Below are 23,108 nucleotides of genomic sequence, written 5' to 3'. Positions count from 1 at the left end.
ATGAAAAAAACTATTTTCATTTTCTCTATCTTAATCATTTCAATACTCGTACTATTCCAACTGAGTAAATTCTCGATTATACGAGGCGAATCCATCATAGAATTGGTCATCGTCATTGTTGCCATTGTTTTTTTATTCATCGGAATCTATATCAATAAAAAAGGAAAACGCACGGAAGATGATTCAAAATTTTCCTCAATAGAAGCAAGCGCACCAATAATCAATTATGCACAAATTGAAACTTTAGGATTGAGCAAACGTGAATACGAAGTATTATGCCTTCTTGCCGAAGGACATTCCAATAAAGAAATTGCTTCGCTCCTATCTGTCTCAGAAAGTACGATAAAAACACATGTTTCTAATGTGTACACCAAACTTGATGTAAAGCGACGTACACAAGCCATTCAAAAAGCAAAACAGTTGCAAATTTTACCTAATTAAAAATGTACTTCCCTCAGTAAAAACACTTTTTGTGGTACTTGGAGTGAAGCTAGCGATATCAAAAGATGGTTAAAATAATTTCAAATACACTGAATTTCTCAAAATTACTACCTTAGTATGACTGAATTGGTACTTTCGTATGAGTACTATTTTCAAGGTCTATGCTACTTTTGAAGCATCAACATAAAATCATACTACTATGAAAAACACAATCTTCAAATACGGAATATATGGCTTTCTAACGGCGTTGATCGTCTTTTTTAGTATGCTTTATTTCGGACAAGGATTAAGTTTCCCGACTCAAGAAATTCTTGGTTTTCTTTCTATTTTTATGGCGTTAAGTTTTGTTTATTTTGGCATCAGACATCATAAAAACAATGAACTTAACGGAACAATTGATTTTAAAACTGCCTTTATTGTCGGCGCATTAATTTCGATATGTACAGCGATAGGTTTTGGAATTGTAGATGCAATTTATATTACCAAAATTAATCCAGATTTTACCGAACAATACTTAACCTATCAAAACGGTATTATTGATGCAAAAACCAATCTTACGCCAGAAGAAATAAAACTAGAAAAACTAGCTTTATTAAAACAAAGTGAAGCGTACGGAAGTCCTGGTATTGTATTTTTGGTAATGTCAATGACAGTGCTTGTGATTGGCGTTATTATCTCATTACTTTCAGCTTTAATTCTACAAAAAAAAGAATAAAAAATAATTAAATAACGAACAGATGAAAAATAGAGTTACAGGTTTGGGCGGATTCTTCTTTAAAACTGAAGACCCAAAAGGACTAAAAAATTGGTACGGAAAACATTTAGGTTTGCCTGTAGATGATTATGGTTGCACTTTTTGGTGGAAAGATAAAGACGGAAACGACTGTTCTACGCAATGGAGCACATTTCCAAACGACACCAAGTATTTTCAGCCAAGCGAAAAACAATTTATGATGAATTTTAGAGTAGAAAATTTAGTCGAATTGTTAGCCGTTTTAAAAGAAGAAGGTGTCACGGTTGTCGGTGAAATTGAAGAATACGAATACGGAAAATTTGGTTGGATTGTAGATCCTGAAGGTAATAAAATTGAACTTTGGGAACCTAAAGACGATGCTTTTAAATAATTTTCTTGTGTGAATTTAATAATTTGATAATGAATTATGTAACAAACAATCATCATTCATCACTAATTTTAATACAACAATATTTGCTTTTTAAGGAAAATAACAAAATTCGAAAAAAAGCTATACATTTAAGTGTCCAACTAAACAGAGTATTATGAGTGAACAAAATGACGATTTAAAGAAAAAAATAATAGATGACGCTGAAAAAAATGCTCCCGAAGTAGAAAATGAAGCGAAAGCTAATACAGAAAGTAAAGCAGAAGAAATCAAAGATGAAGTAAAAGATACCTTTGGTACTGCCAAAGAAAAAGCTACCGAATTTGCCGAAGCTGCTCAAGAAAAGGCTGCCGATTTCGCTGAAGAAGCGAAAGAAGCATTTGGAGATGCCAAAGAAAAAGCATCTGAGTTTGCAGACGAAGCAAAAGAGAAAGCTGCTGAATTTGCCGAAGCTGCACAAGAAAAAGCTGCCGACTTCGCCGAAGAAGCCAAAGAAGCATTCGGAGATGCCAAAGAAAAAGCGGCTGAGTTTGCAGATGAAGCCAAAGAAAAATTTGAAGAATATAAAGAAGTTGCCAAAGAAAAGGCGGCTGAATTCTCTGAGGAAGCAAAAGAAGTATATGAAGATGTAAAAGAAAAAGCATCTGAATTTGCCGAAGAAGCAAGTGAAGTTATTGAAGAAACGACTAAGAAAACGAAAAGCTTCTTCCAACGCTTGTTTGGAAAATAAAAATATTGAAAAAGCTGGAAAATATTTCCAGCTTTTTTTATCTTTATTGTAATATTACGTTATAATCTTATTTTATGGGTATTACAAAAAATCACATCTTTGACGATTACCAAAACGAAACAGCTTTAATCACTAAAGTACTTGGACATCCTGCAAGAATTTCCATCTTACAATATATTAGTAAAAACGAATATTGTAATTGCAACGAATTGGTCAAAGCAACAGGTTTGGCGCAACCAACGGTTTCACAACATCTTTCTGAAATTAAAAGAATCAACTTACTCAAACAGAAACATCAAGGGAAAAATACATTTTATGCCATTGATGTAGATTTATGGAATCAATATCGACGAAAAATCAATGACTTTTTTGTAAAAGTTCAGGTAAACTGTCAAAGTAAAAGTTAGGACTGTAATTTCAATCTTGCATATGTTAAAATCACATCTTTTTGCTTAAAAGATAAATAGCGTATACATTCTTCTTCTTACATTTGCAATTAACTAAACTGTTTGCTGTCTAAGAATTTCCCAAATCGACAAAGTACATTTTCTTTGATGCTGACATGATTTAGTTACATATAAAACCTACCATAAAATTATGAAAAATGTACTCGTACTTTGTACAGGTAACTCATGTCGCAGTCAAATGGCACATGGATATCTGGAACATTTTGCACAAAAAAAAGCTAGCATTTATAGTGCAGGAATTGAAACACATGGCGTAAACCCGAAAGCGGTTGCCATTATGAAACTAGACAACGTAGATATTTCAAAAAATACTTCAAACAATGTTTCAGAATATCTAGACATTGATTTTGACTTTATCATCACCGTTTGCGATCACGCATATGAAAACTGCCCGTATATTCCAAGTAAAAACGCCAAACGCATTCATCAAAACTTCTTTGATCCTTCAAAAGTAATTGGCTCAGAAGAACAGGTTTTTAATGCTTTTCGAAAAGCAAGAGCGCAACTAAAAGATTTTTGTAAAAACTTTATAGAAACAGAGTTGCGTTAGGTTTTGTGTCTCGACTACGCTTGATGTGACAGGTTTTAGGTTTTGCAATAAACTCTAAAATAATAAAAGTTTACATCTTGAACTAGTCAAAAAAAAATCATGTTGATTTTATTAATATAACTATTAAAATTAAGATATTTGATATTAAAACCGATCAAACCTTTATAAATGCACACGTTTTCATTCAACCATATCGCGCTTTCTGTAAAAGATGTTGACAAATCTGTCGTCTTCTATCAAAAAATATTTCAGTTTAAAGAAATTGAAAATACTGCATCTAATTCTACAACAAGATGGTTGGCGATTGGCAATGGCAAACAATTGCATCTCATTCCGCGTCCAGATGCAGAAATAAAAACCAACAAAGCAGTTCATTTTGCACTCGCAACTCCAAATTTTAATGCATTTGTAAACTTTCTAGAAGAATTAAAACTTCCATATTCTGATTGGCGAAATACTCCAAAAAAAGACTATATCCGAAAAGATGGCATCAAACAAGTATACTTTCAAGACCCTGACAACTATTGGATTGAAGTTAATAATGACACGCCACAAAATGAATTGTAGCAATCCTGAAAAAAATCTTTATTTGATAAATTTTGAGCTTACAAGCTTGTAAATAGTCAGCGCAATTAAGATTGATCCGACAAGGATAATTGTGTCACTTGCGGTTTCATCTTTTACAAAAGAAGTAATTGGAATCACTGTAACAATAACAAAAGCCAACAGAAGTGAACCTACGGCTAAAAAAATTTTTTTAAGCATCTTCCAAAAATATGAAAAATTCAAAAAAAATGCGGAAACTGTAAGTTTTAAATGATTTTTAAGACTAAACCTGCCCAAATTGAATTTCAAACCATTACATGAACTACTCATTGTTACGCATAACCTTGTTATGTTTTTTCCCCTTAATAATATTCGCTCAAGAAACTACAGGTCGTCTAGAAGGTAAAATAAATGACACTAAAAATCAACCGATTGCCTTTGCTGATATAATTGTAACCGACACTTCAACAAATTTTAAATATGGAAGTATTTCGCAAGAATCTGGATACTATCTCGTAAACAATCTTCCACCAGGAAACACCTATAAAATTGAAGTCCGTTTTTTAGGATATCACACGGAAACGCTAGAAAATATCACGATAAATTTGGGCGCAACTACGACAAAAGATTTTATCTTAAAAGATGAAGATGAAGCACTTGACGCTGTTGTTTTAACTATTGATAGAACAAACTTTAAAAAGGACAACGAAAAGCTCATTTCAAGAAAAACCATTGCACAAACGCCAACCATTAGCAGAAGCATTCAAGATTTAACACGAACGCTTCCAGAAGCAAATTTAAACTCGTTTGCAGGCGCGAGTAACCGTTTTAACAATCTAAATATTGATGGAGTTGCCAACAATGATGTTGTGGGTTTTCAAGAACCTGCAAGTGGCGCTGCTGGATCTTCCGCCAATGGAACACCAGGAAGTTTATCCAAAACACAACCTATTGCGTTTGGCGCGATTAAAGAACTTTCGGTAAAAACCACTCCTTTTGATGTTAGCATCGGAAACTTTACAGGTGCAAATATCAATCTAGTGACCAAAAACGGAACCAATACTACGAAAACGGCTATTTATGGTTTTGGAAACAATCAAAGTTTGGTAGGAAAATATGCTGATGGAACGCGCCAAGAAGTCAATAATTTCTACGACATTCAAGTAGGTGCAAGTATTGGCGGCGCGCTAAAGAAAGACAAATTATTTTACTTTATAAATGTAGAACAATCGCTGAGCAGCCTTCCTGTATTAAACGCGCCCGGAAGTGCAACTTCTAATATCGATTTTGAAACAGTACAGTTAATTTCCGAGACGCTTCAATCACGATACAATTACGATCCTGGAACGTTTACCAATGCAGAACTCAAAACGGTAAGTACGAAGATTTTTGCACGTTTAGACTATAATATTTCAGACAAACACAAACTCACACTTCGCAACAATTATGTGAACAGTTTTTCAGACAATTTAGAATGGAATGAATCTATCTTTAACTTTGGAAATCAAGGATATCGACACAATAGCATTGCCAACAGTCTGACAGCAGAATGGAATGCAAATTTCAACAACAACACATCCAATGTATTATCAATTGGGTACAACAAAGTAACGGAAGACAGAGAATTTGAAGGTCGTGTGTTTCCACATTTACTCATTCAAGATGCTTCCAACAGAATATTTGCAGGAACATATCGAGAAGGTTCTGTGTATAATACAGATTTAAACACATTTCAAATCACCAATAAATTTAATTACATAAAAGACAAACATACATTTACAATTGGCGCATTATTGCAATACAACGATATTGATTACGGCTTTTTATCTGCTTGGAATGGACGCTGGCAATACAACTCTGTAGAAAATTTTATCAACGACAGACCTTCGCGAATTCGTGGCGTGTACAGAACGTCTAACAATACGTTTGACTTTGTGAGCAATACACCTTCGGCAACGTTAGATATTTTAACGACAGGATTTTATGCCCAAGATCGAATTCGTTTCAATGATCTTTTAACGGTTTCTGCGGGAATTCGTTTGGACAATCAAGTATTATTGGATGAATTGCCTGTGAGTGATGAAGTAAAGAATACACCAGAATTCAGTCGTTTTGAAAACACCATCAATGCTACGCCACAAATCAATCCGAGAATTGGTTTCAATTACTATCTCAACGACGACAAAAAAATTCAAATTCGTGGTGGTACAGGATTATTTACGGGTCGTATTCCCTATTTATGGTTCGCTTACGCGGAATACATCTCGGGAACGGACTATTTTAACGTAGACATTCGCCCAACAGGAGAAACACCAATTGTGGAAAATGTGGAAGATTTGGCGAGTCAGCAACCTGGTTTAACCGAAATAAATTTGATTGATAATGATTTCGATTTACCACGCGAATGGAAAAGTAATATTGCTGTAGATTTTAAATTACCAAATAATTTTGGGGTGACCGTTGAAGGAAGTTACACCAATGTCATTAACGGAATCTTCTTCAAATCGATTAACAGAAAAGACGAAACGGCGACATTTTCTGGCGCTGACAATCGTTCGTATTTTACAGGAACTGGCGAAGCAATCAAAATCAATCCAAACTTTACCAATGTGTTTTTACTTACGAATACCAACAAAGGTTATCGCTACAATTTAACGCTTGGTTTGACAAAAAGAACCGATCAATACAACGGATTTTTAGGCTATACGTACGGAAAGAGTAAAGACATTTCGAGTACGGTTCGCAATTCGCCTGCGGCTAACTTTGAGTGGAATCAGTCCATAAATGCAAACAATCCTGAATTGTCGTTTTCCAACTTCGATTTACGGCATAAAATTGTGTCGTCGCACAGTTATCAATTCAACATTTCAAACAAAAGTGATTTCTTAGTTTCCATGTTGTACAACGGAACTTCGGGAAGTCCATTTTCATTCGTAAATCAAGGTGACGTTAATAGAGATGGTTCTTCACGAAACGATTTGGTGTATGTACCAAACGATCAAAGTGAAATTAATTTGATAGACATTACAGACAGCAACGGAACTGTAATTACTTCTGCCGAACAACAGTGGGAAAATTTAAATAATTACATCAACAATAACGATTATTTACGTTCTCGTCGCGGACAATATACCGAACGAAATGGTGCAAATACACCTTGGAATCACCGATTTGACGCACGTTTGGAGTACGGTTTAAAACTGAAAGGTTCGCATCGCATCAGTTTGTCGTTAGATATTTTTAATGTATTGAATTTGATGAACAGAAATTGGGGAAAACTCGTTTTTGTACCCAATGTGGTAAACTCTAGTTTTAGTTTGCTGAATTTTCAAAGAATTGAGAACAATCAGCCAACGTATCAATTTCAAATTGAAGACGCTACACCGTGGGTTGTAGATACGGAAAGTTCGCGTTGGAAAGCACAATTTGGAATAAAATATCATTTTTAACTTGTATCTTTACAACGCTATGGAAAAGTATCTTGAAATCATTCAAAACTCGTATCGCGATTATTGGAATTACTTCCAAGGACAAGTTTTTTTTGAACATTTAGAGAATTATTTTTATGGTTTAATTGCAATTTCACTTATTGTTTGGATTTTAGAAATTGTTTTTCCTTGGCGAAAAAATCAATCGATCTTTCGTAAAGATTTTTGGTTGGATACGTTCTACATGTTTTTCAACTTTTTCATCTTTAACCTCATCATTTTTGCAGCATTATCCAATACAGTTGCTACTTTTTTTAATGACATTTTAGGAGTTGTTGGTTTGTCTATTGAAAGTTTTCAATTGTTTGATGTAGACGACCTTCCAACGTGGTTAGGTTTGCTGATTTTCTTTGTTGTAGCAGATTTTGTGCAGTGGAATACACATCGTATGTTGCACAGAGTTGACTTTTTGTGGAATTTTCACAAAGTACATCATTCGGTAAAAGAAATGGGCTTTGCGGCACATTTGCGTTTTCACTGGATGGAAACCGTTGTGTACAAATCTATGTTGTACATTCCGATGGCAATTATTGGCGGATTTAGCGTGAATCATGTCGTTTTTGTATACTTTTTTACCATTGCTATCGGACACTTAAATCATGCTAATTTGGGTTGGGATTATGGTTTTTTAAAATACATTTTCAACAATCCGAAAATGCACATTTGGCATCATAGCAAAGAACTTCCTGTAAGGTATGGTGTGAATTTTGGACTAACCTTAAGTGTTTGGGATTATATTTTTAAGACAAATTACATTCCCAAAAACGGTCGCGATATAGAACTAGGTTTTACCAATGACGAAGCGTTTCCGCAAGATTTCATTCAACAAGAAATCTATCCTATAACTCTTAAAAAAGAATAATATTTATGATTCGATCTACCTATATATTTTTAGTTTCTTTCCTATGTATCGCTTGTGGAACGCATCAGAAAACGGTTAAAAATTCTTCGGAAGAAACAACCAAAACTGTCAATTCAGCCATTATTGATTCTGTAAATGCGCAACATGATAAAGTTGCAGTTACCGATAAAATGGAAAGTGAAACAATGAGAGACACTGTTGCTTTTAAAAAAAATGTAAAGTTTACGACCACGAAAGATTCTGTAGTTTTCAATGGTAAAAACACCGTAAAAAGTACAAAAAAAGAAACTGCTTTTAGTCATGAATCTTTCAATTCTCTATTAAAAAAACATGTTTCGCCAACTGGAAATGTAAATTATAAAGGATTTAAAAAAGATTGGGCAAAATTGCGTGCTTACATTGCTTCTTTAGGTAAAAATGTACCAACCGACAATTGGACAAAAGAAGAAAAATTAGCGTATTGGATTAATGCGTATAATGCACTGACTGTAGATTTAATCCTGCGAAATTACCCATTAGAAAGCATTAAAGATATTCGTAAACCTTGGGATCAACGTTTGTGGAAATTAGGCAAAAAATGGTATAATTTAGACGAAATAGAACATAAAATTCTGCGTAAAATGGACGAACCAAGAATTCACTTTGCAATTAATTGTGCATCTTTTTCTTGTCCGCCATTATTGAACGAAGCATTTACTGCAAAAAAACTAGAAATGCAATTAACGAATGTTACGAAAGCTTTTTTGGCAGATTCCAAACGAAATACCATTACAAAAGACAATCCAGAAATTTCCAAAATCTTTAAGTGGTTCTCAAAAGACTTCAAACAAAACGGTTCGCTGATCGATTTTTTAAATAGCTATACAACTATTAAAATAAGTGAAGACGCTGACATTGACTATAAAGACTACGATTGGACGTTAAACGAATAAACAAAAACCGCCACGCTCCTATTTACGTATATTAAGAAATGAAGCTCCATAAAATTTCTATCATTGTACCAATTCTCAATGAAGCTGAGAATATTACTTTACTCTTACAAACGCTGTTGGAGCGCGTAAAATATACACATCATGAAATTCTGTTGATTGATGGCGGAAGTACAGATAACACCGTAAAAATTATCTCCGAATTTATTGTCAATTTTGAAAAATGGCATCATCCAAATGCAAAAAGATGTGTAGACGGTTTGTTTGAAATGAAAGAGGAAAATATTACGATTCAATTATTTTCTTCCAAAAAAGGACGAGCTAAGCAAATGAATTTTGGCGCACAAAAAGCCACTGGAAATATCTTGTATTTTTTGCATGCAGATACATTTCCACCAAAACATTTTGACGAATTTATTCTTAAAAAAGTAACCGAAGGATATCAAGCTGGTTGCTTCCGAATGAAATTTGATTATTTACATCCTGTGCTAATCGTTTCACAATTTTTTACACGTTTTAATGTGAATTGGTGTCGCGGTGGCGATCAATCATTATTTGTGAGAAAATCGTTGTTTCACGAATTAGAAGGTTATAATGAAAGTTATCCTATTTATGAAGATTGCGAATTTATTCATCGTTTATATGAACAAGAAGAATTTACTGTAATTCCAAAAAGTGTTGTGACTTCTGCCAGAAAATATCGTGAACAAGGAACTTGGAAATTACAGTATCATTTTGCAGTTATTCACATTAAAAAATCTAAAGGTGCTTCACCAGAAGAATTATACGCGTATTACAAGAAATATGTTTGTTAGCTTCGCTTTGCGCTATTCAAGTGTTTGATAATACACTATTAAATAAAAACAATTAACGTGATTTCTTAAGCGAACTGACGTTAATTACAAAGTTTTCTTAGTGTACGGTTAATTTAAAATTCAATATTCAAAACCTATTATTCCGAATCAGCATCCATTGCATTCCAACCTTGTGCTTTCAATGGAATTTTAGTATTTGCTCTTGTAATCAAATGAATACCTTCACTTGCTTGTGTCATATGTCCGATAACGGTTAAGTTCGGATTTGCCTTAATTTTTGGAAAATCTTCCTGACTGATGGTAAACAACAATTCGTAATCTTCGCCACCACTCAAAGCAACCATTGTACTATCTAGATTGAATTCTTCACAAGTAGAAATCACTTGCGGATCTAATGGAATTTTATCTTCATACAAATTACAACCAACTTCAGATTGCTTGCACAAATGCATAATTTCAGACGACAAACCATCGCTAATATCAATCATAGCAGTAGGTTTCACATCTAAATCGTTCAGCAAAACAGGAATATCTTTTCGAGCTTCTGGTTTCAATTGACGTTCAATAATATAAGAATACATATCCAAATCTGGCTGATTGTTCGGATTTACTTCAAATACCGATTTTTCACGTTGCAATACTTTCAACCCTAAAAATGCGCCACCAATATCGCCACTTACAACTAACAAATCGTTCTCTTTTGCGCCGTTTCTATAAGTAATTTTTTCTTCTTCAATTTCGCCTATTGCTGTTACACTAATCAGCAAACCTTTCGTAGAAGAAGTTGTGTCACCACCAACAACATCTACATTATATATTTTTGCAGCCAATTGAATTCCTGCATACAATTCTTCCAAAGCTTCTAGCGGAAATCTATTGGAAACAGCAATGGATACAGTTACTTGCGTCGCTGTTGCATTCATGGCATAAATATCAGACACATTTACCACAACTGCTTTATAACCCAAGTGTTTTAGCGGCATGTAACTCAAATCAAAATGAACTCCTTCAACAAGTAAATCGGTAGAAACTACTACTTTTTTCGATTTAAAATCAAGAACTGCGGCATCATCACCAATTCCTTTTATGGTAGAACTTTGTGTAATCTTAAAATTTGCTGTCAAATGATCTATCAAACCAAACTCTCCCAAACTTGCTAATGACGTACGTTGTTCATCTTTATCTTTTAACATGCTGCAGTTGTATTTATTAAGTTAGAAATTGTATTTTTATGGACTGTTTTTTTAAGCCTCGATCACTTAAAAACGCAAAATTAGCCAAAAAAATGACACCTATCGCACGAAACCTACTCTTTGTTCTTGCTCTTTTTAGTATTTCCCCTTTAATTGCCCAAATTGTTCCTTGTAATGGAGGGTTTGCAGGTTCATTTCCTTGTAACGGATATGACTTACTTTCAAACTTGCCAAAATCGACACTCAGCAACGAAGATGGAAGTGATATTTGGGGCTGGACAGACACTACTACGAATAAAGAATATGCACTAATCACTTTTGAAGATAAAACCTGTTTTGTAGACGTTACCGATCCTGTAAATCCGTTATATTTAGGAGAACTTCCCAGCAATGCAGGCTCAAATTTTTGGAGAGATATTAAAGTATACAATAACCACGCATATATTGTTGCCGATAATGTGGGAAGTCATGGAATGCAGGTTTTTGACTTAACTCGATTGCGAAATGTATCAAATCCTCCACAAATATTTTCGGCGGATAATGTTTTAACTGATGTGGGAAGTTGCCACAATATTGCCATCAATGAGGCAACTGGCTTTGCCTATTTAGTAGGTTGTAATACATTTAGTGGCGGACCACATTTTGTAGATCTTTCCGATCCTGCGAATCCTGTTTCTGCTGGCGGATATGCTGCTGATGGTTACACTCATGATGCGCAAATTGTAATTTATAACGGTCCAGACATAGAACATGTTGGAAAAGAAATTATGATTGCTAGCAATGAAAATGAAATTGTGATCTTAGATGTTTCAAACAAAACTGCTGTCGTTAAACTTTCTGCCATTTCATACACAGATGTTGGATATACACATCAAGGTTGGCTTTCTGACGATCATCGTTATTTTTATCTTGGCGATGAAACAGATGAAATCGATTTTGGCTTTAACACCAGAGGTTTGGTATTTGATTTTGCAAATTTAGACAGTCCAAGCTTTCTATCGTCATTTACAGGAAACTCAAATGCAATCGATCATAACTATTACACAAAAGGCAACAAACTCTACCAAGCCAGTTATACTGCTGGTTTACGAATTTTAGACATTAGCAATCCTTCAAATGTGACAGAAATTGGTTTTTTTGACACGCATCCAGAATCAAATAACACCACATTTTTCGGTGCATGGAGCGTATATCCATACTTTGCAAGTGGAAATATTATCATAAGTGATATTGACAGAGGGCTTTTTGTAATAAAAGAAAGTGGCACAACGTTAAATACACAAGAATCAAGAGCTTTTGACTTTATGATGTATCCAAATCCTGCTACAGAAAATACCATGATTAGAGCTGGGGAAAATATGCTTATCAACAAAGTAGAAGTCTTTGACATATTAGGCAAAAAAGTACTAGAACATACCAACATAAATGAAATTCTATTTCAATTACATGTTACAAAATTACCCTCAGGAATGTATGTTGTAAAAATAAATGAGGCAACATCTCAAAAATTAATCGTAAATTAAGGACACCGATTATTAACCAAAACTAAATTGCATGAAAAATTTCAAATTATTACTACTTACAATTTCGGTTGTAGTATGTATAACCGCATGCGCGGATGACGACAATGCTCCTATCACGCCTGGTAGTGTCCCAAATTCATCAGCTTTCCCTGGAGCAACTATCTGTGAAAATGGTTTTGCAGGACAATATCCTTGTGATGGATATGACTTAATGGCACACATTCCTTTAAGTATATTTGGTGCTTCTCAAGGAAATGATTCTTGGGGTTGGACAGATCCACAAACAGGAAAAGAATATGCATTGATTGCTACTAATGAAAATGCTTCCTTTGTAGATATTACGGATCCGGTAAACCCTATTTATGTTGGAAAACTTCCTACTGCAAGTACTGCCAGTAATTGGAGAGATATAAAAGTCTATAACAATCACGCATTTATTGTGAGTGAAGCCACAAGTCATGGAATGCAAGTATTTGATTTAACACGATTGCGCAATGTTACAAATCCGCCACAAACATTTACAGCCGATGCCCGATATGAAGGTTTTGGAAGTGCGCACAATATCGTAATCAATGAAGAAAGCGGTTTTGCCTATGCGGTTGGCGCAAAAACATTTAATGATGCTGCGTTTTCCTTTGATGGCGGACCACATTTTGTAAACATTCAAAATCCTACCAATCCTGTAGCTGCTGGTGGTTATCCAAACGATGCGTATTCACATGATGCACAAGTGGTAACTTATAATGGACCCGATACAGAACACGTTGGAAAAGAAATATTAATTGGTAGTAATACAAATGAAGTGGTTATCATTGACATTTCCGATAAAAACAATCCAATTCAATTATCAACCATTGCTTACACAAACATTGGCTACACACATCAAGGTTGGTTTACAGAAGATCAACAATACTTCATCTTAGGAGATGAATTAGACGAACTCAACTTCGGATTCAACACAAGAAATATTGTATTTGACTTATCAGATTTAGACAACCCTTCCGTAAAAATGACCTATACAGGACCCACAACTGCCATAGATCATAACGGATATGTAAAAGGAAATACATTTTACTTAGCAAACTACACCGCAGGAATTCGCGTTATAGATATTTCAAACATTGGCACAGGTCAAATGCAAGAAGAAGGTTTTTTTGATACTTTTCCACAAAATGACGATGCCGTTTTTAGTGGCGCGTGGAACATATATCCGTACTTTGAGAGTGGAAATATTATCGTCAGCGATATCAACTCTGGATTATTTATCATTCGAAAAAATAATGAATAAATACGCTACATGAAAAAGAAAAAAATTGTAACCAAACTTTGCCTGCTCCTCTTATCTATTAGTATTCTCAGTTGTTCTTCTGATGATGGAAATGCGGCAGACACAAACGACGACAATAACAATATAGTTGGTTTTCAAGGCGAAATTGATTGGATAAAAACACTTGGTGGCACAGAAGAAGATACCGCACAAGACATCACTTTAACTTCTGATGGCGGATACGCAATTGTTGGGTACACGAAAAGCATCAATGGTGACATTACCGATCATACTTCAGAACAAAATGATTATTGGGTTGCTCGTTTAAATGCAGATGGCACATTATTGTGGAGCAAAACCTATGGTGGAACTGCAGACGATCGTGGAGAAGCTATCAAAACGACTTCTGATGACGGATTTATCATTACAGGATACAGCCGAAGTGGAGATGAAGATGTAAGTACAAATAGTGGATTTTACGATCAATGGATTGTAAAACTTGACGCGAATGGTAATTTAATTTGGGAAAAAAGTTTTGGTTACTCTGGAAGCGATCAAGCTTTTGACATCATACAAACCAGTGATGGCGGCTACTTTACGACAGGGTTTTTAGATATTACCGCTTCTGGCGGACAAGGAAGTGTTGGCAAACCAAATAACACCAACGGAAGTTTTGCTAATCCCGAACATGGTGTTGGCGAATATTGGTGTCATAAACTAGATGCCAGTGGAAACATTATGTGGAGTCGCTATTTTGGTGGAACAAATAATGACAGATCGTATGCAACTTTAGAAACGAATGATAACAATTTTATCATTGCAGGTTCTTCAGAAAGTGATGATTTTGATGTCACAAATAGCAAAGGAAGTTATGATTTTTGGGTGGTAAAACTAAATAGTACAGGCGATCTTATTTGGCAGAAATCTTACGGAGGAACAGGAATCGATATTGGCTACGACATTACCAAAACTACTGATGGAAACTATATAGCGGTTGGAGATACCAGAAGTTCTGATGGCGATGTTTCCAACCTTAAAGGTTCTGCTGATTTTTGGGTGATTAAAATAGCTGACACAGATGGTTCTCTAATTTGGGAACGCACTTTTGGTGGAAGCGACTTCGAATCTGCAAGAGCTATCACACCTTTGCAAGATGGCGGATTTGCTATTGTGGGAAGCTCAAAAAGCAATAATGTTAATGTAGCTTCTAACTATGGTCAAAATGACTTTTGGGTAATAAAAATTGGTGACACAGGCAATCTAACTTGGGAGAAAAACTTTGGTGGTTCGCAATTAGATATCGCATACGGAATTATTGAAACTGCTGACGAAAAATTAGTAATTGCAGGAAACACACAAAGTAACGACGGCGACATTATAGAAAATAAAGGCATCAAAGATGCACTCATTATCAAAATAAAATAAGAATACAGATGAAAAAGATCACATATATATTCACAATAGTACTATCAATACTTACATCATCGTGTAATGACGATTCAAATGCAGTTGAAACTTCTGCGGTAGAAATTACCTTTGACAATCGTATTTCTGCCAATCAAGATTTAAACCTTGGAACAACTGCTTTTATCAATCAAAATAACGAAAGTATCGTTACCAACGAATTAAAATATATCATTTCAAACATTCGCTTTATTCAAGATAATGGAACAATTTTCGAATATCCAAAAGAAGAATCTTACTTCGTTATCAATGAAGCAGATCCGAGTAGTTTGACATTAAACTTAACAGGAATTCCCGTTGGAAATTACACGCAAATAGGCTTTGGTATTGGTGTCGATCAATCAAAATATCCTTTAGATGGTGGCGTGATGAATTTTATCCCAAAAGCAGAAGAAGCTGGCATGTTATGGAATTGGGCGGCTGGCTACAAATTTATCAAGTTTGAAGGGACATTTACACCACAAGGCGGTACGGAAAGTCCGTTTGTCATTCATGTTGGAAGTCACGGACAAACGCTAGATAATTATAAATTTATAACGCTTCCGCTAGAAAATACACTAAATATTGCGACAGGAAACACAGCAACGGTAAACGTACAAACACTTGTGCAAAATATCATTGATGCCACCAATCAAATCAAATTAGAAGACACAAGCGACATTCAGGTTGATCCTGTAAATGCTCCAAGAGTTGCAACCAATTTAGAAAGTTCGTTTAGCGCACAATAAAAATATTATTTATTAAGCACTTTTCTAAGTCTGAATTTCCATACATTAGAACTTTAGCTTTCTTATAAAGCTACAACACAGGATATATTTTAAAAATAGAAAAAAACTAAAATTATGGATTGGATTTATGATGCCAAAGATCCATTAGTGGAAACACTTTTGGGAAGTTTGATGATTTTTATAGCAGTAATCATACTTACGAGAATTATAGGACTACGGTCGTTTGCGAAGTTTACAGCGTATGATTTTGCGTTTACCGTTGCCATTGGTAGCATCATATCATCTACACTAACATCAAGCACAACAATTGTTCACGGAAGTGTTGCTATTGCTAGTCTTTTGGTATTAACATATATATTTTCTACACTACAGAAAAAAATTCCGATGTTGAGTTCTACAATCTCAAACGATCCTTTATTACTCATGAAAGGTGCTACTATTTTGAATGAAAATTTAAAGCATGCTCGTATTGAAAAATCGCAACTTATGGCAAAATTACGAGAAGCTAATGTTTATAAATTCGATCAAGTATTGGCAGTTGTGTTAGAATCTACAGGAGATATTTCCGTATTGCACACCACTTCAGATGATGAAGAAGCTTCAAAAATAGCCGACGAAATTTTAAAAGGTGTCAGAGAAAAACCGTAATTCATTTCATGGAAACACAAAAAAGTAAAACTCTGAATACAACAACCCAACTTTCCGTATAAAACTACAGATCAACTCTAAAGCGATAGCGATTCAGTTAGCCAATGGAAAAAAATGACATAAAAACTCATTGTACAAAATGTAGTATGTTTTGCTCAGTCGCCATACATTTGGTATTTTAGCAACAGCTATGAAAATCAACTATTACATATACGTATGTGTTGCGCTTCTTTTTGCTTCTTGCAAAAATGAACCGTACGAAGACATTCCTTCGCAAGAAGCAGGCGAATTTCAAAACGTATTGCTTGATTTTAATATACCTTCCAATTTTCCAGCGTTAACGTATGACTTAGAAGCAAATCCGCCAACAGAAACAGGTTTCGAATTGGGAAGACGCTTATTCTACGAAGGTCGCTTGGCTTCCGACAATGTTGTTGCCTGCGGATTTTGTCACATACAAGAATTTGCATTTACACATCACACACATATTATCAGTCACGGAGTTGATGGCGCTTTGGGAAGCAGAAACGCGCAACCGTTGCACAACTTGGCATTTCAAAACGAATTTACGTGGGATGGTGCAGCGATTCATCTAGACATGCAACCCATTATTCCTATTACGAACGAAGTTGAAATGAACGAGACATTTACGAATGTCATCGCAAAATTGCAAGCACATCCTGAATATCCACGATTGTTCCGTGAAGCATTTGAAAATGGTGAAATCAACTCAGAAAACATTCTCAAAGCCTTATCACAGTTTATGGTAATGATGGTAACGTCCAATAGTAAATACGACAAATTTCGTCGCAACGAAGGAAATGTAACCTTAACGGAAAACGAAACACAAGGCATGGAATTATTCAATCAAAAATGTGCTTCTTGCCATTCGGGAGAATTATTTACCGATCAGTCGTATCGAAATAACGGTCTGGCAATTGATCCGCAATACAATGATATCGGTCGCGCACGTGTAACTGGATTTCCTGCGGATAATTACAAATTTAAAGTACCAAATCTGCGCAATATTGAAGTTACGTTTCCATACATGCACGATGGTCGCTTTGCAACTCTTGATGACGTTTTGGAACACTATCGAAGTGGCATTACCGATTTCGAAAACTTAGATGATTCGCTTCGCCAAGCAGATGGAACACTCGGAATTCCCATGACCGACGAAGAAAAAGTACGTATTATTGATTTCCTCAAAACACTCACCGATGCCGATTTTATTTTCGATCAGCGATTTTCAGAATTTTAATTTTTTTGGGCGCAACGTCAACAAAAATTGATCTCAGGTGTATACTGAGCGTAGTCGAAGTACTATTCGCTTCAATTTCTAATTTTACTGCGGAATTTGCACTACTATCTTTTGTGCGTCACAATCACAGAGCGTCAAATTCAAACTAAAAAACGTCAGTTCGAGTGCCAAATCTGTGATTTGGTGTATCGAGAACAACTTCAATTCTTAGACGTTTCACATTTAAAATATATCATTTTACATTTTTGAATTTTCAAGTAGTTCTCGACTTTTAAACATTCTAATTCCAAAATTTGATTACTTTTATTCCATCAAAAACAACAACCAACACGCTAAATGCTCTTTAACTCCATAGAATTTGCACTATTCTTACCTGTGGTATTTATACTGTATTGGTTTGTAACCAACAAAAATGTACGTTTTCAAAACTTTTTCTTAATCGTAGCAAGCTACTTTTTTTACGGTTGGTGGGATTGGCGGTTTTTAGCACTCATCGCCTTCAGTTCTTCAGTAGATTATTTGGTAGGAATTTCTCTTTCAAACACAGACAATCAACAAAAACGAAAACTCCTTTTATACACAAGTATTTTTGTAAACATCGGATTGTTAGGGTTTTTCAAATATTTCAACTTCTTTGCCGAAAGTTTTGCAGATGCATTTACTTTACTAGGAAATCCAATTGAAACAAGCAGATTAAATATTATTTTACCTGTCGGAATCAGTTTTTACACCTTTCAAACACTTAGTTATTCTATAGATGTTTACAGGCGGAAACTTGCGCCAACTAGAGATATAATTTCATTTTTTGCTTTTGTGAGTTTCTTTCCACAATTAGTTGCTGGACCAATAGAAAGAGCAACGAACTTATTACCGCAATTCTATAAAAAACGAAGCTTTAACTACCAAAATGCAGTCGATGGTTTGCGACAGATTTTATGGGGATTATTCAAAAAAATAGTCATTGCTGATAACTGTGCCGATCTCGCCAATCAGGTTTTTAATAACTATACAGAGTTGAACGGAAGCATGCTCGTGTTGGGAGCAATATTTTTTACCTTTCAGATTTACGGAGACTTTTCAGGATATTCAGATATTGCCATTGGAACCGCACGATTATTTGGTTTTAACCTAATGCAAAACTTCAATTTTCCATACTTTTCTCGTGACATTGCAGAGTTTTGGAGACGTTGGCACATTTCGCTCAGTACTTGGTTTCGAGATTATGTGTACATTCCGTTAGGCGGAAGTCGCGGTGGGACTTGGATGCAAATTCGAAATGTATTCATCATCTTTCTCGTCAGCGGATTTTGGCATGGTGCTAATTGGACATTTCTCGCTTGGGGATTTTTAAACGCTTGTTACTTTTTGCCACTTTTACTCACCAAAAACAATCGAAATCATTTAGATACGGTCGCACAGGGAAAAATAGTTCCTTCACTCAAAGAAATTATACAAATAGCAATCACGTTTGCAATTACGGTAGTTGCGTGGATCTTTTTTAGAGCAGAAACGATGACAGATGCTTTTGGTTATATTGGTCAAATATGTTCAAGTTCACTTTTTGAAAAGCCTTATATCATCAAAGAAAAAACAGGAACACATATTTTTCCAAAAACCATTTATGCATTGTTATTTATTTTTTTAATCATAGAATGGTTTGGTCGCGAACAAAAATATGCCATTGAAAAACTAGGATTCACTTGGAAACCTTCGTTTCGCTATGCGTTTTATTACGCCATCATTTTTATGATTTTTTGGTTTAGCGGAAAACAACAAGAATTTATTTATTTTCAATTTTAAATCGTACCATGAAAAAATTTCTATTAAAAGTATGTCTGTTTATATTACCCTTGGTAGTACTGGCGTATGCGCTAGATTTTTTCATATCAACCAACCTAAAAAAAGCACAAGTTTTTATGGAAGGAGAAATTGGTGTTTGGGAAGATATTTACAATCAGCGTGTAAATTCGGAGGTACTTATTTATGGTTCGTCACGAGCGTATGTACACATAAATCCGATGCAAATTCAGGATTCACTAAATGTACGTTGTTATAATTTTGGTGTGAACGGTCAAAACTTCCGAATTCAGTATTTGCGTCATTTAGAATATATGGAACACAATCCGAAGCCAAAAACGATTATTGTCTCAGTAGATATTTTTTCTTTGCAAAAAGTTGCTAACCTATACAATTACCGTCAGTTTTTACCATACTTACACAAAGAAAATGTTCAAAAGTACACATCAGCATACAACGGATTTAACACTTTTGATTATTACTTACCACTTGTAAAATATTACGGTGAACATGATGCTATTAAAAGGGCATTTGCAAAATTTAACGAAAAAACGCCACACCAACAATTCCGTATACGCGGTTATCATCCTGTAGATCGCGATTGGAATACTGATTTTTCAAAAGCAAAAACTAAAAAAAGTTCGTATGTAATTGAAGTCGACGCTGAAATTCAACAATTATTTGAAAACTTTTTAGCGGATTGTCAAGAAAAAAATATTCAAGTTGTCATGGTTTATACACCAATATATAAAATAGGGCAGCAGTATGTAGAAAACCACGACGATATTACTGCTTATTTTGAAAAACTCAGTACTGATTTTAAGATTCCGTTTTTCAATTATTTAGAAGACGATATCTGCTTAGCGCAACGCTATTTCTACAATTCCACACATTTAAATAAAAAAGGATCTATAGTATTTACAAACATGTTGATTCGTGATTTGAAAAAGAATCATATCTCGTTAGATTAAAAACAAAAAAACAGCTAGCGCCATTTTTAAATGATTTCTAGCTGCTTTTTGTATTTTTTTGAGTGAAATTATTTCTTTACAAACTTAATACTTTCCCCATTTTTAAATTTTAAGAAATACAATCCTTTTGAAAAAGTACTGACATCTATTGGTTGGTGGCTCTCAATAGTTCCGCGTTGTAAAACTGCTCCAAGTGTGTTGTGTATCATATAATCTTGCTTAGTTTTCAATCCACTAATTTGAATAAAATTTGTTGCTGGATTTGGATATAGTTTCACGTTTATATTAGTAGTTTCAAAAGTAGCTGTAGACAACGTATTATCTGGCACAGAATCTACCCAGTTAGAACAACTTCCCCAACGGCTTACATTCCACAAATCTCCTGGACGTCCGTTTCCTGTATGATCTAAAAGTTGGTATAAAATCCAATTATCATTATTTGGTATTCCTTCATTACATTGAAAATATTGTATCAATCCCGAAGGAAGCGCAGAAGTATCTAATTGCATTCTTCTTCCGGTGTTTATTTCACTTACTGTACGAATGGTATTCCAAACTTTCACCTCATCGAAAGCACCTCCAAAATATGTGTTTTCATACTCTGAACTCGCCAAACGTGCATCAACAGTGTTTCCAAAAACAGGCGTAAATCCTGTAGCTTGCCCTTGGTAAACTCCGTCAACATACAATCTCAATTTTCCGACGACTTCTAAGGTTACCGCTACATGATGCCAATTTCCATCGTTTATCACTCTTGATCCTGTTACAGTTGTCCAATTGTTGGTTGTATCTGCAATTCCTGTAGTTACCGTTCCCGAAGGACTTTTTTCTATAAAATATCCTTCTTTGGCTGTTCCGCTATCATAGTGTTTGGAATACATATGTTTTCCACCATTTCCATTATCTTTTACCCAAAATTCGATGGTAAAATCATCGTTATTTGCATTCGTTCCAAAAATTCCTGTCTCGGAAGTTCTATACACAGGCGCAAAATCGTTCATACCATCAAAGCACATGGCATATCCTAAAGTTTGCGCATTCAAGCCAAAAATGCTGACGGTTAAAAAAGCTACTAAAAAAATGTACTGTTGTTTCATATGTTCTAAATGTTTTTAATTAATAATAGGGGTTAGTAATTCACATTTGTTTTAAATGATATCGCTTTTAATTGTTATTAGCGAACAGGACAAATCTATAAGCTTCAATTCGTTTGGATGTGGTGAGAATTACGCAACTTATACAAACAGGTAAAACTGCATAGAGAAATTCTTGCATTGATAATACAACTTCATCCTAAGTATTTGTTGGACTTTTATACGTATTCGACTTTTTTAAATGAAGATGCAAATCTCAAAAAAATCGGTTGATGAAATAAAATTTACTTCACAAACAGTGCTGAAAATTCACTATTAGAAATTTTTATAGCATGATTTGTTATATAAATGTTAGGTTTTTTCATATAAAGCGGCAAATAGCGTATCTTTGCAGATACAGAATAAACGTAAATTAAAAAAATGATAACAGTTTCAGAAACAGCCCGTAAAAAAGTGGTCGAGCTTATGACAGACGACGGTTTTGACGCTACGAGCGATTATGTTCGTGTTGGCGTGAAAAGTGGTGGATGTTCAGGCTTATCATACGATTTAACTTTTGATAGAAATACAGCAGCAGAAGATAAAATATTTGAAGATAACGGCGTAAAAATTATAGTAGACAAAAAAAGCTTTTTATATCTCGTTGGAACCACACTAGAATATTCTGGTGGATTGAACGGAAAAGGATTTGTTTTCAACAATCCAAATGCACAACGCACGTGTGGTTGTGGAGAGTCGTTTTCTCTTTAGGTTTGATGTTCAAGGTTTTTGATTCAATGTTTAGATTCTAATGGCAACTATAAAACAATTTGAAGATTTAGAAATCTGGAAACTAGCCAGAATACTTTGTCAAGATATTTTTAAAATTGGAAATAGTAGTGATTTGAAAACCGATTACAAACTTTACAATCAAATAAATGTTTCTTCAGGTTCTATTATGGACAATATTGCAGAAGGATTTGAGAGAAACGGAAATAGAGAATTTATACAGTTTTTATCTATTGCTAAAGCTTCATGTGGAGAAACAAGATCGCAATTGTATAGAATTTTAGATAGAAAGTACATCACAAGTGAAACTTTTGAAACATTAAAAACAGCAACACTTGTATTGAGTAAAAAAATAAGCGCATTTATAAATTATTTGTCAAAAAGTGACATGAAAGGTAGTAAGTACAAAAGTAGGCAACCTTGAACATGACACTTTGAACTTTGA

Annotated in this window: 24 protein-coding genes; 21 read left to right on the top strand and 3 right to left on the bottom strand. The window is 34.6% G+C overall.

What is annotated here, in order from left to right:
- From KAOT1_RS23745 to KAOT1_RS17940, 7 genes are all read left to right on the top strand, one after another.
- A complete protein-coding gene (locus tag KAOT1_RS23745) occupies positions 1-441 on the top strand; it encodes a LuxR C-terminal-related transcriptional regulator (RefSeq protein WP_007096311.1) in 441 nt (146 codons plus the stop codon).
- A gap of 199 nt (positions 442-640) precedes the next feature.
- Positions 641-1,156 carry a DUF4199 domain-containing protein gene (locus tag KAOT1_RS17965; RefSeq protein ID WP_007096310.1) on the top strand — a complete coding sequence of 172 codons (516 nt, stop codon included), beginning with the start codon at positions 641-643 and terminating at the stop codon, positions 1,154-1,156.
- A 22-nt stretch (positions 1,157-1,178) separates the two neighbouring features.
- Positions 1,179-1,565, top strand: a complete 387-nt coding sequence (locus tag KAOT1_RS17960; RefSeq protein ID WP_007096309.1) for a VOC family protein — start codon at positions 1,179-1,181, stop codon at positions 1,563-1,565.
- A 154-nt stretch (positions 1,566-1,719) separates the two neighbouring features.
- On the top strand, positions 1,720-2,292 hold the full coding sequence (locus KAOT1_RS22575) for a hypothetical protein (RefSeq protein ID WP_007096308.1): 573 nt from the start codon (positions 1,720-1,722) through the stop codon (positions 2,290-2,292).
- A gap of 74 nt (positions 2,293-2,366) precedes the next feature.
- Positions 2,367-2,699 carry an ArsR/SmtB family transcription factor gene (locus tag KAOT1_RS17950; protein WP_007096307.1) on the top strand — a complete coding sequence of 111 codons (333 nt, stop codon included), beginning with the start codon at positions 2,367-2,369 and terminating at the stop codon, positions 2,697-2,699.
- A gap of 190 nt (positions 2,700-2,889) precedes the next feature.
- Positions 2,890-3,309 (top strand): arsenate reductase ArsC, encoded by a 420-nt coding sequence (locus KAOT1_RS17945; protein WP_007096306.1) that lies wholly within the window; start codon positions 2,890-2,892, stop codon positions 3,307-3,309.
- Positions 3,310-3,477: 168 nt separating this feature from the next.
- Positions 3,478-3,876 carry a VOC family protein gene (locus KAOT1_RS17940; protein ID WP_007096305.1) on the top strand — a complete coding sequence of 133 codons (399 nt, stop codon included), beginning with the start codon at positions 3,478-3,480 and terminating at the stop codon, positions 3,874-3,876.
- An 18-nt stretch (positions 3,877-3,894) separates the two neighbouring features.
- Here the strand turns inward: KAOT1_RS17940 and KAOT1_RS23065 are convergent, their stop codons facing one another.
- Positions 3,895-4,074 carry a hypothetical protein gene (locus tag KAOT1_RS23065; protein WP_157560173.1) on the bottom strand — a complete coding sequence of 60 codons (180 nt, stop codon included), beginning with the start codon at positions 4,072-4,074 and terminating at the stop codon, positions 3,895-3,897.
- A gap of 98 nt (positions 4,075-4,172) precedes the next feature.
- Between KAOT1_RS23065 and KAOT1_RS17935 the strand changes: the two genes are divergently transcribed.
- Genes KAOT1_RS17935 through KAOT1_RS17920 form a run of 4 tightly spaced genes read left to right on the top strand, consistent with a single transcriptional unit; the run spans position 4,173 to position 9,949 of the window.
- Positions 4,173-7,304 carry a TonB-dependent receptor gene (locus KAOT1_RS17935; RefSeq protein ID WP_007096303.1) on the top strand — a complete coding sequence of 1,044 codons (3,132 nt, stop codon included), beginning with the start codon at positions 4,173-4,175 and terminating at the stop codon, positions 7,302-7,304.
- Between the two features lie 19 nt (positions 7,305-7,323).
- Positions 7,324-8,205, top strand: coding sequence for a sterol desaturase family protein (locus KAOT1_RS17930; protein ID WP_007096302.1), 882 nt, complete (start codon positions 7,324-7,326; stop codon positions 8,203-8,205).
- Positions 8,206-8,210: 5 nt separating this feature from the next.
- Positions 8,211-9,137, top strand: a complete 927-nt coding sequence (locus KAOT1_RS17925) for a DUF547 domain-containing protein (RefSeq protein WP_007096301.1) — start codon at positions 8,211-8,213, stop codon at positions 9,135-9,137.
- Positions 9,138-9,175: 38 nt separating this feature from the next.
- Positions 9,176-9,949, top strand: a complete 774-nt coding sequence (locus KAOT1_RS17920; RefSeq protein ID WP_007096300.1) for a TIGR04283 family arsenosugar biosynthesis glycosyltransferase — start codon at positions 9,176-9,178, stop codon at positions 9,947-9,949.
- Positions 9,950-10,086: 137 nt separating this feature from the next.
- Here the strand turns inward: KAOT1_RS17920 and thiL are convergent, their stop codons facing one another.
- Positions 10,087-11,142 (bottom strand): thiamine-phosphate kinase, encoded by a 1,056-nt coding sequence (thiL, locus tag KAOT1_RS17915; protein ID WP_007096299.1) that lies wholly within the window; start codon positions 11,140-11,142, stop codon positions 10,087-10,089.
- A 92-nt stretch (positions 11,143-11,234) separates the two neighbouring features.
- On the opposite strand from thiL, the gene KAOT1_RS17910 reads away from it, so the two are divergent.
- The 8 genes from KAOT1_RS17910 (at position 11,235) to KAOT1_RS17875 (ending at position 20,801) form a co-directional block, all read left to right on the top strand.
- Positions 11,235-12,665 carry a choice-of-anchor B family protein gene (locus tag KAOT1_RS17910; RefSeq protein ID WP_007096298.1) on the top strand — a complete coding sequence of 477 codons (1,431 nt, stop codon included), beginning with the start codon at positions 11,235-11,237 and terminating at the stop codon, positions 12,663-12,665.
- 31 nt (positions 12,666-12,696) lie between these two features.
- Positions 12,697-13,953, top strand: a complete 1,257-nt coding sequence (locus KAOT1_RS17905) for a choice-of-anchor B family protein (protein WP_007096297.1) — start codon at positions 12,697-12,699, stop codon at positions 13,951-13,953.
- Positions 13,954-13,962: 9 nt separating this feature from the next.
- Positions 13,963-15,357 (top strand): hypothetical protein, encoded by a 1,395-nt coding sequence (locus tag KAOT1_RS17900; protein ID WP_007096296.1) that lies wholly within the window; start codon positions 13,963-13,965, stop codon positions 15,355-15,357.
- Between the two features lie 8 nt (positions 15,358-15,365).
- Entirely contained in the window at positions 15,366-16,124 is a 759-nt protein-coding gene (locus tag KAOT1_RS17895) for an MbnP family protein (protein ID WP_007096295.1), read from the top strand.
- Between the two features lie 114 nt (positions 16,125-16,238).
- The gene (locus KAOT1_RS17890; RefSeq protein WP_007096294.1) at positions 16,239-16,772 is read left to right on the top strand and encodes a DUF421 domain-containing protein; all 534 of its coding nucleotides are present in this window, start codon (positions 16,239-16,241) and stop codon (positions 16,770-16,772) included.
- 190 nt (positions 16,773-16,962) lie between these two features.
- On the top strand, positions 16,963-18,033 hold the full coding sequence (locus tag KAOT1_RS17885) for a cytochrome-c peroxidase (protein ID WP_007096293.1): 1,071 nt from the start codon (positions 16,963-16,965) through the stop codon (positions 18,031-18,033).
- Positions 18,034-18,369: 336 nt separating this feature from the next.
- A complete protein-coding gene (locus KAOT1_RS17880; protein WP_007096292.1) occupies positions 18,370-19,833 on the top strand; it encodes an MBOAT family O-acyltransferase in 1,464 nt (487 codons plus the stop codon).
- An 8-nt stretch (positions 19,834-19,841) separates the two neighbouring features.
- Positions 19,842-20,801: a hypothetical protein gene (locus tag KAOT1_RS17875; RefSeq protein ID WP_040559678.1), complete on the top strand. Its 960-nt coding sequence runs from the start codon at positions 19,842-19,844 to the stop codon at positions 20,799-20,801.
- 68 nt (positions 20,802-20,869) lie between these two features.
- Here KAOT1_RS17875 and KAOT1_RS22140 read toward each other — a convergent pair whose 3' ends face one another.
- Entirely contained in the window at positions 20,870-21,898 is a 1,029-nt protein-coding gene (locus KAOT1_RS22140; protein ID WP_007096290.1) for a LamG-like jellyroll fold domain-containing protein, read from the bottom strand.
- Between the two features lie 417 nt (positions 21,899-22,315).
- Here KAOT1_RS22140 and KAOT1_RS17865 point away from each other — a divergent pair, with 417 nt between their 5' ends.
- Together KAOT1_RS17865 and KAOT1_RS17860 are read left to right on the top strand one after the other, a co-directional pair.
- Positions 22,316-22,645 (top strand): HesB/IscA family protein, encoded by a 330-nt coding sequence (locus tag KAOT1_RS17865; protein ID WP_040559676.1) that lies wholly within the window; start codon positions 22,316-22,318, stop codon positions 22,643-22,645.
- Between the two features lie 40 nt (positions 22,646-22,685).
- Entirely contained in the window at positions 22,686-23,087 is a 402-nt protein-coding gene (locus KAOT1_RS17860; protein ID WP_007096288.1) for a four helix bundle protein, read from the top strand.
- Positions 23,088-23,108 lie beyond the last annotated feature (21 nt).

This window comes from Kordia algicida OT-1, assembly GCF_000154725.1.
GTDB classification, from domain to species: domain Bacteria; phylum Bacteroidota; class Bacteroidia; order Flavobacteriales; family Flavobacteriaceae; genus Kordia; species Kordia algicida.
This window is presented reverse-complemented; position numbering and strand designations above follow the sequence as displayed.